Origin of the sequence: Gordonia alkaliphila, assembly GCF_039542465.1 — a bacterium.
Lineage (GTDB): Bacteria > Actinomycetota > Actinomycetes > Mycobacteriales > Mycobacteriaceae > Gordonia > Gordonia alkaliphila.
Genome location: NZ_BAABIE010000005.1, coordinates 91,847 through 105,423, shown reverse-complemented (window position 1 = coordinate 105,423; position 13,577 = coordinate 91,847). Strand labels below are relative to the sequence as shown.

At 69.9% G+C, this 13,577-nt stretch carries 12 protein-coding genes and 1 pseudogene; 9 read left to right on the top strand and 4 right to left on the bottom strand.

Features of this window, described 5'->3' with window-relative positions; genetic code table 11:
- Positions 1-42 precede the first annotated feature (42 nt).
- Positions 43-828 (bottom strand): electron transfer flavoprotein subunit beta/FixA family protein, encoded by a 786-nt coding sequence (locus ABD989_RS07150; RefSeq protein WP_345312933.1) that lies wholly within the window; start codon positions 826-828, stop codon positions 43-45.
- Between the two features lie 211 nt (positions 829-1,039).
- On the opposite strand from ABD989_RS07150, the gene ABD989_RS07145 reads away from it, so the two are divergent.
- The 5 genes and pseudogenes from ABD989_RS07145 (at position 1,040) to ABD989_RS07125 (ending at position 5,957) form a co-directional block, all read left to right on the top strand.
- Positions 1,040-1,840: a class I SAM-dependent methyltransferase gene (locus ABD989_RS07145; RefSeq protein ID WP_345312932.1), complete on the top strand. Its 801-nt coding sequence runs from the start codon at positions 1,040-1,042 to the stop codon at positions 1,838-1,840.
- Positions 1,837-3,372, top strand: coding sequence for a 1,4-alpha-glucan branching protein domain-containing protein (locus ABD989_RS07140; RefSeq protein WP_345312931.1), 1,536 nt, complete (start codon positions 1,837-1,839; stop codon positions 3,370-3,372). The genes ABD989_RS07145 and ABD989_RS07140 overlap by 4 nt, the downstream gene beginning before the upstream one ends.
- Positions 3,369-4,622, top strand: coding sequence for a glycosyltransferase family 4 protein (locus ABD989_RS07135; protein ID WP_345312930.1), 1,254 nt, complete (start codon positions 3,369-3,371; stop codon positions 4,620-4,622). The genes ABD989_RS07140 and ABD989_RS07135 overlap by 4 nt, the downstream gene beginning before the upstream one ends.
- A 164-nt stretch (positions 4,623-4,786) precedes the next feature.
- A pseudogene (locus tag ABD989_RS07130) lies at positions 4,787-5,158 on the top strand (AIM24 family protein); the annotation flags it as partial.
- A 49-nt stretch (positions 5,159-5,207) separates the two neighbouring features.
- Positions 5,208-5,957 (top strand): nuclear transport factor 2 family protein, encoded by a 750-nt coding sequence (locus tag ABD989_RS07125; protein WP_345312929.1) that lies wholly within the window; start codon positions 5,208-5,210, stop codon positions 5,955-5,957.
- Positions 5,958-5,989: 32 nt separating this feature from the next.
- Here the strand turns inward: ABD989_RS07125 and arfB are convergent, their stop codons facing one another.
- Positions 5,990-6,430 carry an alternative ribosome rescue aminoacyl-tRNA hydrolase ArfB gene (arfB, locus tag ABD989_RS07120; protein WP_345312928.1) on the bottom strand — a complete coding sequence of 147 codons (441 nt, stop codon included), beginning with the start codon at positions 6,428-6,430 and terminating at the stop codon, positions 5,990-5,992.
- A 230-nt stretch (positions 6,431-6,660) separates the two neighbouring features.
- Here arfB and ABD989_RS07115 point away from each other — a divergent pair, with 230 nt between their 5' ends.
- The 3 genes from ABD989_RS07115 (at position 6,661) to ABD989_RS07105 (ending at position 10,088) form a co-directional block, all read left to right on the top strand.
- A complete protein-coding gene (locus ABD989_RS07115; RefSeq protein ID WP_345312927.1) occupies positions 6,661-7,839 on the top strand; it encodes a hypothetical protein in 1,179 nt (392 codons plus the stop codon).
- Between the two features lie 169 nt (positions 7,840-8,008).
- Entirely contained in the window at positions 8,009-9,034 is a 1,026-nt protein-coding gene (locus ABD989_RS07110; RefSeq protein ID WP_345312926.1) for a DUF2804 domain-containing protein, read from the top strand.
- A 124-nt stretch (positions 9,035-9,158) separates the two neighbouring features.
- A complete protein-coding gene (locus ABD989_RS07105) occupies positions 9,159-10,088 on the top strand; it encodes a glycoside hydrolase family protein (protein WP_425556498.1) in 930 nt (309 codons plus the stop codon).
- A 28-nt stretch (positions 10,089-10,116) separates the two neighbouring features.
- On the opposite strand, the gene ABD989_RS07100 is transcribed toward ABD989_RS07105, so the two are convergent.
- Entirely contained in the window at positions 10,117-10,881 is a 765-nt protein-coding gene (locus ABD989_RS07100; RefSeq protein WP_246991336.1) for an acyltransferase, read from the bottom strand.
- A gap of 111 nt (positions 10,882-10,992) precedes the next feature.
- Between ABD989_RS07100 and ABD989_RS07095 the strand changes: the two genes are divergently transcribed.
- Positions 10,993-12,297 carry an outer membrane protein assembly factor BamB family protein gene (locus ABD989_RS07095; protein WP_345312924.1) on the top strand — a complete coding sequence of 435 codons (1,305 nt, stop codon included), beginning with the start codon at positions 10,993-10,995 and terminating at the stop codon, positions 12,295-12,297.
- A 29-nt stretch (positions 12,298-12,326) separates the two neighbouring features.
- Here the strand turns inward: ABD989_RS07095 and ABD989_RS07090 are convergent, their stop codons facing one another.
- Complete coding sequence (locus ABD989_RS07090; protein WP_345312923.1) at positions 12,327-13,547, bottom strand: class I SAM-dependent methyltransferase; 1,221 nt, start codon at positions 13,545-13,547, stop codon at positions 12,327-12,329.
- Positions 13,548-13,577 lie beyond the last annotated feature (30 nt).

The following is a 13,577-nucleotide window of genomic DNA, read 5'->3' as shown; positions in this document are numbered from 1 at the left end:
GTTCTCTCTCCTGAATGTCTTTGCTTGTCGGGGTGGGGGCGATCAGATGATCTTCTGGCCGACCAGGTACTCGGCGACCTTGGTGCCGCCGTCGCCCTCGTCGGTGACGCGCTCGCCCGCAGCACGCGGGGGCTTCGGGGTCACACCGGTGACGCTGCTGCCCGCGTTGGCCACGCCCATGACGCCGTCTTCGATGCCGAGTTCGGCAGCGGTGAGGACCTCGGGGGTCTTCTTCTTGGCGGCCATGATGCCCTTGAACGACGGGAAGCGCGGGTCGTTGATCTTCTCGTTCACCGAGACGATCGCCGGCAGGGAGGCCTCGACGTTGAAGATGCCGTCGTCGGTCTCGCGCTCGCCGCGCAGTGCCTCGCCGTCGACCTCCAGCTTGCGCAGGTGGGTCAGGTGCGGCAGGTCCAGGTACTCGGCGATCATCGCCGGGACCGCACCGGCGCGGCCGTCCGAGGACTCGTTGCCGGCGATGACCAGCTCGACGCCCTCGACGGTGCCCAGGGCGGTGGCGAGCAGGTAGGCGGTCTGCACCGCGTCGCTGCCGTGCACGGCGTCGTCCTGAATGTGGATCGCCTTGTCGGCGCCCATCGACAGCGCCTTGCGGATCGCGTCGGCCGCCTGTGCGGGGCCGGCGCACAGCACCGTGACCTCACCGCCGTTGGCTTCCTTGATCTGCAGCGCGGCTTCGACGGCCCGCTCGTTGATCTCGTCGATGATGCCGTCGACAGCAGCGCGGTCGAGGGTGTAATCGTCGGCGGAGAGCGTCCACTCGGCCGTGTAGTCCGGCACGTGCTTGATGAGCACAACAACGTTCGTCATGGGTCTTCGTCGACCTCCTGCGTAGGTTTCGGCAACTTACCGGCCGGTAAGGCCATGGGTCATCGCTAACTCTAACCGTTCGTTCACTCGGGCAATACACCGCCCGCGAGGAATTTGCGTCGGGTTACTCACACTCGTGAGCGCCGGGCGCGTCCGCGCCCGCGCAGGGCGAGGCGGGGCGAGCCCGTCGGTATGCCCTAGTGTCGTGCAGATGAGCGATTCCCCGGCCTCCTCCGAGCCCGTCCTCGACGTGGAGCAGCACCTCGCCCTGACCGGCGAGCGCACCGTGCCCGGCATCCCCGCGGAGAACTACTGGTTCCGTCGGCACGAGGTGGCCTACGACTACATCGAGTCGCGCAGCGCCGGCAAGGACGTCCTCGAGGCCGGTTCCGGCGAGGGCTACGGCGCCGCGCAGCTGGCTCGTCGTGCCGCGTCGGTCACCTGCGTCGACTACGACGCCCAGGCCGTGGAGCACACGCGTCGCCGCTACCCGGAAGTGACTGTGCACCAAGGGAATCTGATCGATCTACCGCTGCCCGACGGCTCGGTGGATCTGGTGGTGAACTTCCAGGTGATCGAACACCTCTGGGACCAGCCCGCCTTCGTCGCCGAATGCCATCGCGTACTGCGGGCCGGCGGCGAACTGCTGATGAGCACCCCGAACCGCATCACCTTCTCCCCCGGCCTGGACACGCCGCTCAACCCGTTCCACACCCGCGAGCTGCACGCCGCCGAGCTGACCGAGCTGCTGACCGACGACGGTTTCGACGTGCAGGCCATGCTCGGCGTCTTCCACGGACCGCGTCTGCGCGAGCTCGACGCGAAGTGGGGCGGCTCGCTGATCAACGCCCAGATCGAGCGCGCGCTGGCCGGCGAGGAATGGCCGGCCGAGCTGGTCGCCGACGTCGCGGGCATCACCGCCGCCGACTTCGAGATCGTCGACGCCCGCGAGCGCGACATCGACACCAGCCTCGACCTGTTGGCGATCGCCACCCGCCGGGCCGACTCGTGACCGACGTCGATCCGGTGCCGGGCCAGTTCACGCTGGTCCTGCATTCGCATCTGCCCTGGCTCGTCAACCACGGCCGCTGGCCGGTGGGCGAGGAATGGCTGTATCAGTCGTGGGCGCACTGTTACCTGCCGCTCTACGGCATGCTGCGCCGACTGGCCGCCGACGGCTTCACCGATCAGCTCTCGCTCGGCATCACCCCGGTCCTGGCCGCGCAGCTCGACGACCCGCACGCGGCCGCGTCGATGTACGAGTGGCTCGCCGACTGGCAGTTGCGCGCCATGGAGGCGGCGGTCGACGACGACCCGGACCGCCGCGCCAGCGGCCACCGCGAATACCGGGAGGCCGCCGCGGCGCTCGCCGACTTCGAGCAGCACTGGCGGCACGGCGGCAGCCCGCAGATCCGCAGCCTCGTGTCCTCCGGCGTCCTCGAACTGCTGGGCGGCCCGTTGGCGCATCCGTTCCAGCCGTTGCTCGACGAACGTCTGCGCCGACTGTCCCTCACCGAAGGCCTCGCCGACGCCCGATTGCGGTGGGGCACACAGCCGGTCGGGATCTGGGCCCCCGAATGCGCATACACCCCGGGCATGGAACGCGAGTACGACGACGCCGGCGTCGGGCACTTCATGGTCGACGGCCCCACCCTGCGCGGCGACACCGCCCTCGGCCGACCGGTGGGCGACAGCGACGTGGTGGCCTTCGGCCGCGACCTGACCGTCAGCTACCGCGTGTGGTCGCCCAAGTCCGGCTACCCCGGACACAGCGCCTACCGCGACTTCCACACCTACGACCACAAGACCGGCTTCAAGCCGTTCCGGGTGACCGGCAAGAACGTCCCGGGCGACGCGAAGAAGCCGTACGACCCGGCCTTGGTCGACGCCGTGATCGACGCCCACGTGGAGGACTTCGTCGACGCCGTGCGTACCCGCATGATCGACGAGTCCGCCCGCCTCGGTCGCCCGGCGCTCGTCGTGGCGGCCTTCGACACCGAGCTGTACGGCCACTGGTGGCACGAGGGGCCGATCTGGCTCGAACGGGTGCTGCGCCGCCTGCCCGAGGTCGGCGTCACCGTCGGGACGCTCGCGAGCGCCCGCCGCGACGGCTTCGTCGGCGAGCCGGTGGAACTCGCCGACTCCTCCTGGGGGTCGGGCAAGGACTGGCGCGTCTGGGAGGGCCCGCAGGTCGCGCACCTGGTGCAGTTGAACGCCGAAGTCTCCGAGACCGCCCTCGACGTCCTGGACAAGCTGCTCGAAGGCGGCCACGCCCGGGACACCACCGCCGACCAGATCCTCCGCGAGACCCTGATGACGTTGCAGTCGGACTGGCCGTTCATGGTCTCCAAGGACACCGCGGCCGGATACGCCGAGGACCGCGCGTACAAGCACGCGCACGCCACGCGGGAGATCTGCGCCGCCGCCGCGGCCGGACGCTCCGAGCACGCGGCCCGCCTGGCCGCCGGCTGGCGCCGGGCCGACAATCTGTTCGGCGCGCTCGACGCCCGCCGTCTGCCTTCACGCGACGGGAGTCTCCGATGACGCGACGCAAAGCCTTGATGGTGTCGTGGGAGTACCCGCCGGTCGTCGTCGGCGGCCTCGGGCGGCACGTGCACTATCTCGCCGAAGCCCTGGCCGCACAAGGGCTCGAGGTGACCGTCCTGACCCGACAGCCGTCCGGCACCGACGCATCGACGCACCCCACCACCGACACCGTGGTGAACGGCGTCCGCGTGGTGGCCGCTGCCGAAGACCCGACGGAGTTCGACTTCGGCGTCGACATGATGTCGTGGACGCTGTCGATGGGGCACAGCTTCATCCGTGCTGCGCTCGCGCACCTCGGCCGGGACTGGACGCCCGACGTGGTGCACGCGCACGACTGGCTCGTCGCCCATCCGTCGATCGCGCTCGCCGAGTTCTTCGACGTGCCGCTGGTCGCCACGCTGCACGCCACCGAGGCCGGTCGGCACTCGGGGTGGGTGGCCGGACACGTCAACCGGCAGGTCCACTCGGTCGAGTGGTGGCTCGCCAACTCCGCCGACGCGCTGATCACCTGCTCGTCGTCGATGCGCGAGGAGGTGACCGCGCTCTTCGGCCCCGGGCCGGCACCGATCACCGTGATCCACAACGGTATCGATCTGACCGCGTGGGCCTTCGCCGAACGCCCGCCCGACGACGGCCCCGCCGAGCTGCTGTTCGCCGGCCGCCTCGAATACGAGAAGGGCGTGCAGGATCTGCTCGCCGCCCTGCCCGCCGTACAGCGCGCCTACCCCGGTACCACCCTCACCGTCGCGGGCGAGGGCACCCAGCTGACCTGGCTCACCGAACTCGCTCACCAGCACGGCGTCGCCGAGTCGGTGGTCTTCGCCGGCCGCCAAGACCATGATGGTCTGGTGACCCTGATGCAGCGGTGCGCGGCGATCGTGCTGCCCAGCCGCTACGAGCCGTTCGGCATCGTCGCCCTGGAAGCGGCGGCGTCGGGCATTCCGCTGGTCACCTCCACCGCGGGCGGCCTCGGCGAGGCCGTCGTCGACGGTGCCACCGGCGCCACCTTCGCCCCCGCCGACGTTCCCGCGCTGGTCGACGCCGTGTGCCGGACGCTGGCCGAACCGGAGACCGCCGCCGTGTGGGCGCATCGGGCCCGCGCGGTGCTGACCGAGGAATTCACCTGGCCGGTGGTCGCCGAACGCACGGCGGCCGTCTACCAGGTGGCCACCCGACATCCCCGGCGCCGCCTCGCGCGTCCGGAGATCCCGTTGCGTCCCCTCCCGGAGCGCGATCACGAGAACTGAGTCGGCCGTCGCAGAGACGGTCGAGGACGGAGACAACGACATGCGCAGTGCCCTGTTCGACCAGAACAACCGCGAGTAGGAGACCAACCAGCGTTGGACGCTGCAGTCGAACAAGATGCTGCGCGTCGCCTTCGGTCCCGGGTGCGCTCGCCGCGAAGGGCGCCATGGTGGCCTACCAGGGCGTCTTCGACTTCAAGCACGAAGGTTCCGGATCGGTCAGCAATTTCCTGAAGAAGGCCATCAGCAATGAGGGCGGCCATCTGATGCGGGTCAACGGCCAGGGCGAGGTCTTCTTCGCCCGACGCGCCGAGGACGTCTTCACTCTCCAGCTGGAGGGGCCGCAGGACGCGATCACCGTCAACACCTCCAGCCTGCTCGCCTTCGACGACTCGCTGGCCTGGAAGATCACTTCCATCGGCAATGCGGGCACCATGGCCGGCGGCCTGTTCAATCTGACGCTGTCCGGGCAGGGCGTGGTCGGCGTCACCAGCGACGGTCCGCCGATGATCCTCGACTGCTCCCGCCAGCCGACCTATGTCGATCCGCAGGCCGCGGTGTGCTGGTCGGCCAACCTGACCCCGTGCATTGCTCGCGGGGGCCGCCGCCGTCGCCGCGCACGACAAGCAACGTTGGCTGTCGTTGTTCACCCCGTCCGCGGTGGTCAACGATCCGGTCGGCTCGGCGCCGCACCGCGGCTCCGAGCAGCTCGCGCGGTTCTACGACACCTTCATCGCCCCGAACCGCATCCGCTTCGAGGTGGCCCACGACGTGGTCTGCGGCCGCGAGGTGCTCCGCGACGTCACCATCGTCATCGAGATGAGCGACCGCGTGACGCTCCGGGTGCCCGCCCACCTGCGCTATGCGATGACCGACGATGCGCACATCGACGCGCTCGCCGCGCACTGGGAGTTGGGTCCGATGATCGGCCAGCTGCTCGGCAACGGGTCGGCGGCCGCGCCCGTGGCCGGCCGACTCTCGGCGGGCCTCCTGCGCAACCAACGCCTCGGCGGCGCGCTGGGCTTCGCCCGCGGCTTCGTCGGCGTTGGCGCCCCCGCCAAGCGGCAGGCGATCGCCCTGCTCCAGGCGCTGGGCGCAGGCGATGTGCGCGCCGCCGAACAGGTGTGCACCGCTGCGCCGGTACTCCGGTTCGGTGGACGGCCCGCGGCGTCGCCCGCCGACCTCGGTCGACTTCTCGCCGGATGGCGGGTCGGCAAGACGCTGGCTGCCGGCCGTACCGTCTCGGTGACCCTGACCGACGGCGAGGCCCACGCGGTGGCGCTGGTGGAGTTCGCCGGGCGCTCGGTGTCCGCGGTGACGGTGTACGTCGACGCCTGACGACTGACGCCCGCGAGGCTGCGCAGTGATCCCTAGTCGGCGGCGGGCCGTCGGCGGTTCACCTTGAGCGCGCCGCGGCGCGTCTTGGCGTCGAGCCGTCGACGCTGGGAACCCTTGGTCCGGCGCGTGGGACGGCGCGGTACCTCCGGGGCCACCGCCTCGCGCAGCAGGTCGGCGAGCCGCTGCCGGGCCAGGGTCCGATTGCGTCGCTGAGCCCGCTCTTCCGAGGCGGCGATCGTCAGGACACCGCCACTGAGCCGCGGCGCGAGGGCGCGCAGCATGCGGGCGCGCTGGGCGTCGTCGAGCGCCGTGGTCGCCGCGAGATCCAGGCTCAGCTGCACCCGCGAGTCGGTGGTGTTCACGCCCTGGCCGCCCGGTCCCGACGAGCGGGAGAACTGTTCGATCAACTCCGACGCCGGAATCCGGAGGCCGCGCGGCGCCCCCGGTCCCGGCGTGATGAGTAGATCGTCCATGGCTGCCATTCTGCGGGTCGCCGCCGGATCTGGCCAACGAGTTATCACGGCTCAGTCGTCTTCGGGTCTCGCGTCGCCTCGCCCTGGGCGGTATGCGTAGCAAATACCTTTTCACGTGCAAAGACCGCTGCGATCCTTGCGAGTCGCAGGGTCTCGGGGGAGCCGGCCTGAACATCTCATCTCAGGAATAGCTGTGACTTGCACCTTCACCCCGTAACAGGAGAGCCGCCTTGAAGAAGACGACCATTCCCCTGCGCGCAGGAATCACCGCCTCCGTCGCACTCACCGCAGCCGCCGCGATCGGCGTCGCCACCACCTCCGTCGTTCCCGAGACCACCGTCTCGGCCGACCCGGCGCTGACGGCTTCCACCAGTGTCGCCGGCGGCATCGCCATCGACCCGGAGGGGATCATCAAGGGCATCCCGCGCATCGGTGATGCGGCATGGCTTGTCGCCAAGACCCAGCTGGGCACCACGTCGGCCACGGCGATCCTTCCGGGCTTCGCTGCGGCGTACGCCGACAAGGGCGAGAGCGCTACGGCATTCTCGCTGCTCGGCATCGCGGTGGCCTCGACCGACTTCAAGCTCCTCGGCTTCATCGACGTGCCGACCGGGCAGCTCGCCTGCCTGGGTGCACTGACCTTCGCCCAGTCTTCGACCGAGGGCTTCTGCCTCAACGTGCTGGGTGTCTTCGACATGAAGAACGACAAGGACAAGGGCGAGTTCTCCCTGGCGCTCACCAACCCGATCGCCCTGCTCACCGATGGGATCGACGCGAGCGAGATCATCGGTGCCATCACCGGCGACACCAGTCTGTCGGAACTGCTGACTGCCGACTTCGCCCGCGCCACCTTCGGTGGCGCCGACACCTTCAAGGTCACCAGCTCCTACGGCTTCCTGCCGATCAGCAAGCAGATTCCGGGCGCCATCCAGGTCGGGTGGCTCGGCGGCACGATGACGCTGCTGCCGGTCACCAGCGACGGCAAGATCAACTACGTGGGCCTGCCGAACTTCGACTTCTCGAACTTCGGCCAGTTCGACGACATCACCTCGATCATCCCGAGCCTGAACGTCGGCGGGTTCCAGACCCCGATTCCGGGCCTGGACATCCCGGGCTGGAGCACCAACGACATCTTCGGCGGCCTCACCACTCCGGCCACCCAGGAGGCCACGGTGAAGCTGGACGCCTCGGCGGTCGACAACACCTCGGAGGCTCCCCTCAAGGTCGCTGACACCACCGTCGAAACCCCGACGGTCGAGACGGACGACGCTGCGGTGCAGCAGCCCGCTGTTGAGGCTCCCGCTGTGGAGGCTCCCGCAGTGGACCAGCCCGCCGCCGATCCGGTGGTGGACGCCCCCGCGGCAGAGAGCGCGCCCTCTTCCCCGGAGCCCGCTGTCAGCCTGGGCTAGTCCCCCCTCCCCTCGGGGAGACACGAGAGCGCCCTCCACGGTGAGATTCCACCGCGGAGGGCGTTCTTCGTCCACATCGGTGCAAGTCACCCGGGGAGGGCTGTGCGGTGAACCTCCGACGCCGAGCCACCCCGCTGCACCCGGCGGCGTCGTCCGTAGGCTCGTCGGCATGAACGCCGACGCATCGCACGATCGGGAGCGCGAGCTCACCGAACGCATCTCGCTGACCCTGCCCGACGGGCAGTTGAACCGGGAAGCGGTCGGCTTCGCGCGCTGGCCCCTCGTCGACACCTCCGGCATCGGTCGCGGACTCCGAGCCGTCGGCCGCAACAAGCGGTGGGAGTACTGGAGCGTCATCACGCCCACCCACATCGCGGCGCTCACGGTCTCGTCGATCGATTACGCCGGCGTCCACGAGGTGTGGCTGTTCGATCGGGCCACCGGCGAGGAGGTCGGCAAGGCCGCCACCGTCATCCCCCCGCGCCACGTGGAGCTGCCCGCCTCGCTCGGTGGCGGCATCGCCAGCGCCCGCGCCAAAGACCTCGCGATCGACATCACCCCGCTGCCGCACGACGCCACCCGACTGCGCGCTCTCATCCCCGGCGGCGTGATCGACGTCGTGGTCCAGCGCCCGCCGGCCCACGACTGCCTCGCCGTGGTGGTGCCGTGGAGCGACACGCGCTTCCAGTACACGGTGAAGGACGTCGCGCTGCCCGCGTCCGGCTCACTGATCATCGACGGCGTCGAGCACGTGCTCCCCGAGGGCGAATCGTGGGCGGTGCTCGATCACGGCCGCGGCCGGTGGCCGTACGACATCACCTGGAACTGGGGCGCGGGTTCGGGCCGATCGCACGGGCACACCATCGGACTCCAGGTGGGCGGCAAGTGGACCGCGGGCACCGGCGTCACCGAGAACGGCGTGGTGATCGACGGTCGCCTGCACAAGATCAGTACCGAACTGCGCTGGGAGTATTCGACCGACGACTTCCTGGCCCCCTGGCGGGTGTCCGGCGGTGGCTTGGACGCCGAGCTGGTGCCCTTCCACGACAAGCGGAGCCGGATGAACTTCGGCGTCCTCGCCGGCAACACGGACCAGTGCTTCGGTACCTGGTCGGGCACCTTCGACACCGGCCTCGACGTGATCGAGTTCAACGGGCTGGTCGGATTCGCCGAACACGTCCACAACCGCTGGTAGCCGCGTGGCCGCGGTGTAACAACTCGGTGCCCATGTGGCCACAGTGATTGATGGTGCGCACGTGGTCATCGATACTCGTCTGGTGAGAGTCATCCGGAGAGGCAGCCGCACGGTCGTCACGGACATCGCGATCGCCCTCGCCGCGCTGCTGGCCACGACCCCGGGCGGCAGCGCCGCCGAACCCGCCGCCGCGCGGTACACCATGGTCGCGTTCAGCAACGCCAGCGCCCGCGACCTGGACGTCTACGAGTCGAGCGACGGCACCGACTTCCAGCCGCTCGCACTGTCGGCGTACCGCCCGCCCGCGGGATTCGTCCGGGATCCGAGCATCTTCCGGCACACCGACGGGCAGTACTACCTCACCCACACCACGGCCGACGGCGCGAACATCGGCTTCGCTCGCAGCAGCGACCGCATCACCTGGACGCCGATGAAGAGCTGGCCGGTCCCGCTGTGCTGCGCCCTCCTCCCGGGCACCGGCGACGGCAAGGGCCCGGTGAATCCGTTCGGTATCACCGGCTCGGCGGGCTTCCGCGACGGGCCGTCGCTGTCGCCGTTCACCACCAAGGCGTGGGCGCCGGAGTGGTTCATCGACGACGGCCGGGTGCACATCATCATGTCGATGTCGACCGGCGGCGGCTTCGTCCCCTATCTGCTGACCGCTCTCGATGCGACGCTCACCCGATGGAGTTGGCCGGTGCCGCTCGACGGCCTGAACGCCGACCGGATCGACACCACCGTCGTCAAGGTCGGATCGACCTATCACGCGTTCACCAAGAACGAGACCAAGAAGGTGCTCGAGCACGCCGTCGCCCCCGCCCTGCGCGGCCCTTACACGTTCGTGCCGCCGGGCGAGTGGGGCACGCTGGTGGAGGGCCCCACCGTGACGCAGCTGCCGAACGGCGACTGGCGGCTCTACTTCGACGCCTACAAGGCCGGCAAGTATCTCTATTCCGACAGCAGCGACGGCATGAAGACGTGGACGCCGCCGAAGGAACTGCCGGGAATCTCCGGCACCGCACGCCACTTCGGCGTCCTCCGCGAACCCGCATAGGGTGAGCGCACACGGGTGAGCGGGCGGGTCAGCCCGCTTCAGTCGCCTCTGCCCGGGCCTGCGCCTTCTTCCGTTCGATGTCGGCGAGCGCACGCTCGTACTCAGCGCGCTGCTCGGCGCCGGCCTCCCACGCCTCCATGCGGTTCTTCACCACGCGGGCCGGGGAGCCGACCGCGATCGAGTAGTCGGGGATCACGCCGCGGGCGACGGCGTGGGCGCCGAGGACGCACCCGCGGCCGACGATGGTGTTGCGCAGCACGGTGACCTTGGTGGCGATCCAGGTGTCGGCGCCAATCCGCAGCGGCCCCTTGACGATGCCCTGGTCCTTGATCGGGATCCCGATGTGGTCGGTCACGTGGTCGAAGTCGCAGATGTAGCACCAGTCGGCGATCAGCGTGGAGCCGCCGATCTCGATGTCCAGGTAGGCGTTGACCACGTTGTTGCAGCCGAAGACGGTCTTGTCGCCGATTCGGAGGCTGCCCTCGTGGCAGCGGATGGAGTTGCCGTCGCCGATGTGCACCCACCGGCCGATCTCCATGCGCGACAGTTCCGGCGTCGCATGGATCTCGACGTTCTTGCCCAGGAAGACCATGCCGCGCAGCACGATGTGCGGGTTGGCCAGGCGGAACCGCGCCAGCCGGTAGTAGCGCACCAGGTACCAGGGCGTCCAGGCCTTGTTCTTCTTGATCCAGCGGAGCGAGTCCAGCGTCAGGAAACGGGCCTGCTGGGGGTCGCGGCTGCGCAGCCCGGCACGCCAGCGCGAACGGTACGAGGCGTTCCACATGGTGGTCATGGGGACAAACCCTAATCGACGCGATTTTCGGACACGATAGAGTCTTGCCCGAACGGCCCGCACGCGCGACACCGCCGCGGTCGGGGCAGTCGAAGGAAGGTACCCCCAGGGATGCAGCAGTCAGTCGGACGACGTCGGCGGCAGGGTCGTATCTTCGCGTCGGTGGTCTTCGCCGCCGTCCTCGGCCTCGTGATGACCGCCTGCTCCGACGGGCACACGGAGGTCCGCGCGATCCCGGCGGCCGGGTGGCCCACGTTCGGGGGCGACGGCGCCAACGCGAACTACACCCCGGTCACCGCACCCGACAACCTCGCCCTGGCGTGGACTCGACCCACCGGCGGACCGATCAGCGCCCCGTTGACGATGAACGCCCTCGGCGACATCGGCGTCACCGCGAACACCGCCAACGGCTGCAACACGTTCGTCTTCGACCGCGCCGCCGGCCGGAAGAACTTCTGCAAGCGCATGGCCTCCGGCGTCGAGCTCAACGCCATGGCCTTCGACCAGAACAATCAGCCGTACCTCGGTGAGTCGGGCACCTTCCTGGCCTTCAACGGCGGCGGCTCGATCCGCTGGCGGATGCCGGCCATCGGTGTGCCGCTGTCGGCGAAGTTCGCCGGCCCGGGCCGCGTCCTGATGGTCACCACGCAGGGCCAGATCCTGCTCATCAACGCCCAGACCAACGTCTTCGAGGCACCCGAGATCCGGCTGCGTCCGGACGCCCGGCCCGACGAGCCGCTGTTCGGCCTCGGCGACTGCGTCACCGGCGGCCCGCTCTGCGCGGTCTCCGCTCCCCCCGCCGTCGACGCGGCACACGAGCGTTTCTACCTCAACTTCCATCCCGAGGGCACCGAGCAGTCGCAGCTGAGCGCGCTGACCTACAGCGACAACGACATCGTCCAGCGCTGGCACGTCGAGGTGCCCGGCGGCATGGTGGGCCCGCCGACGCTGTCGGCCGACGGTGGGACCGTCTACGCCTTCGGCCGCGACGGCCGCCTGTACGCCTACGACACCGCCGACGGTAAGCCGCGCTGGAATCACGACCTCGGCGGCTTCGGCTTCGCGACCCTCGCCGTCTCGCCCGACGGCATCCTCATCCCCACCGGCACCGTCGGTGCGCCGCTGACCATCCTGAAGGACGCCGGCACGAGCGCCGAGGTGGTCGCCACGCGCACCGACCTGCAGACCGTCAGCCTGTCGACCATCACCGGCGGCGACCGCGCCTGGACCGTGGTACGCACCGGTGCCGACCAGAAGCTCATGCTGACCGAGATCTCCACCGCCGACGGCGCCACCCAGCGCTCCCTGGAACTGCCGAAGGCCGCCGGATTCACCACCGGCGTCGCGGTCTCGGCCTGGGGCAGCGTCGCGGTGGCCACCCACGCCGGCGAGGTCTTCTACTTCACTCCCCAGTAGTTCCGCCGGGCGTCGTCAGCCGGGAGTAGTCAGTCGCGGGTAGCGGCGCGGACGCCGGGCTCGCACAGGAAGGCGACGCCCTGGCGGCCGATCCGCGTGAGGATCAGCGCGTAGGGCTCGGATCCCTTGAGCTTCAAGCGTTTCCGCAGCCGGTCGGGGTCCACGTCGAGACCGCGCACCAGCACTTCCAGGCTCCCGCAGTCGCGAGCCGCAAGCGCGCTGCGGAGCGTTCTCTCGTGGACCGGCAGTTGCTCGATCACCCGAAAGCCGCGTTCGCCCGCAGGCACCGCGCTGCCGGTCAGGTAGGCGATCTGCGGATCCAACTGCACCAACCCGTGCCGGTACCCGTACTGGCGCACCAGGCCGGCGCGCACCACTGCGCCGTCGGGGTCGACGATCCACTCGCCCACCCCGGGGGCGCCCAGGTCGTCCGGGTCGTCGGAGGTCACCTCGTACAGCGACGTGGTGCCGTCCGGGCGGCTGCGCAGCACGCTGGCGCGATTGGCGGGCTGTCCGGCGGAGTCGGTCCACAGGCAGGCTTCGCGGACGCCGCCGTCGAGCGAGACGATCTGCACCTGCCCCTCGAAGCCGAAGCGGGTACGCAGATGCTGATAGTCCAGTCCGGGTGAGCATTTGACGACCATCGGCCGCCCGGCGTACACGGCGAGCAGTTCCAACAGCGGCGGGTCGAGCTGATCGATGCCGAAGACCCGGCCGCCGCTGTTGCGGCGTCCGGGGTCGGCGATGAACACCTCCGCCGTCGACGTCGGTGTCAGGGCGTCGGCGCGCAACAGCGTCGGCGCGGTACCGCCGACCAGGCTGAGATTGTGCTGCGCCATGGCGAGGCGCACCGGATCCAGATCCGAGCCGATCACCGCGCCGATTCCGGGCGCGGCCGCCAGCGTCGTCAGTTCCGCACCGATCGAGCAGGTGAGGTCGTGCACCAACGCGCCGGGGTGCCGACGGGCGATCTCGGCGGCACGCAGTGCGGCCACCGGGGTCGCCGTGGCCTGCTGGACGGCGTTGTCGTCGGCCAGCAGCGCGTCGGCGTAGGCCAGCTTCCCCGCCGCGCGGCGTCGTGCCCGGACCGTCTCCACCAGAGCGGCGGCGTGCTCCGGGTACCGCGAACGCAGCTTCGTCAGGTCGCCCAGCAGCGACGCCGAGGTCAGCGGAAACTCCGCAGCGACGTCCAACGCCTTGCTTCCGTACCGGGAACGCAGGAAGACGACGTCGTCGTCACTGACGGTCATGGGTCGCGGCGTCCAGGTGCGTCGACGCCC

Coding starts and splice junctions, on each gene's coding strand:
- ABD989_RS07150 (WP_345312933.1), bottom strand. CDS start 828: ATGACGAACGTTGTTGTGCTCATCAAGCACGTGCCGGACTACACGGCC.
- ABD989_RS07145 (WP_345312932.1), top strand. CDS start 1,040: ATGAGCGATTCCCCGGCCTCCTCCGAGCCCGTCCTCGACGTGGAGCAG.
- ABD989_RS07135 (WP_345312930.1), top strand. CDS start 3,369: ATGACGCGACGCAAAGCCTTGATGGTGTCGTGGGAGTACCCGCCGGTC.
- arfB (WP_345312928.1), bottom strand. CDS start 6,430: ATGGACGATCTACTCATCACGCCGGGACCGGGGGCGCCGCGCGGCCTC.
- ABD989_RS07110 (WP_345312926.1), top strand. CDS start 8,009: ATGAACGCCGACGCATCGCACGATCGGGAGCGCGAGCTCACCGAACGC.
- ABD989_RS07100 (WP_246991336.1), bottom strand. CDS start 10,881: ATGACCACCATGTGGAACGCCTCGTACCGTTCGCGCTGGCGTGCCGGG.
- ABD989_RS07095 (WP_345312924.1), top strand. CDS start 10,993: ATGCAGCAGTCAGTCGGACGACGTCGGCGGCAGGGTCGTATCTTCGCG.
- ABD989_RS07090 (WP_345312923.1), bottom strand. CDS start 13,547: ATGACCGTCAGTGACGACGACGTCGTCTTCCTGCGTTCCCGGTACGGA.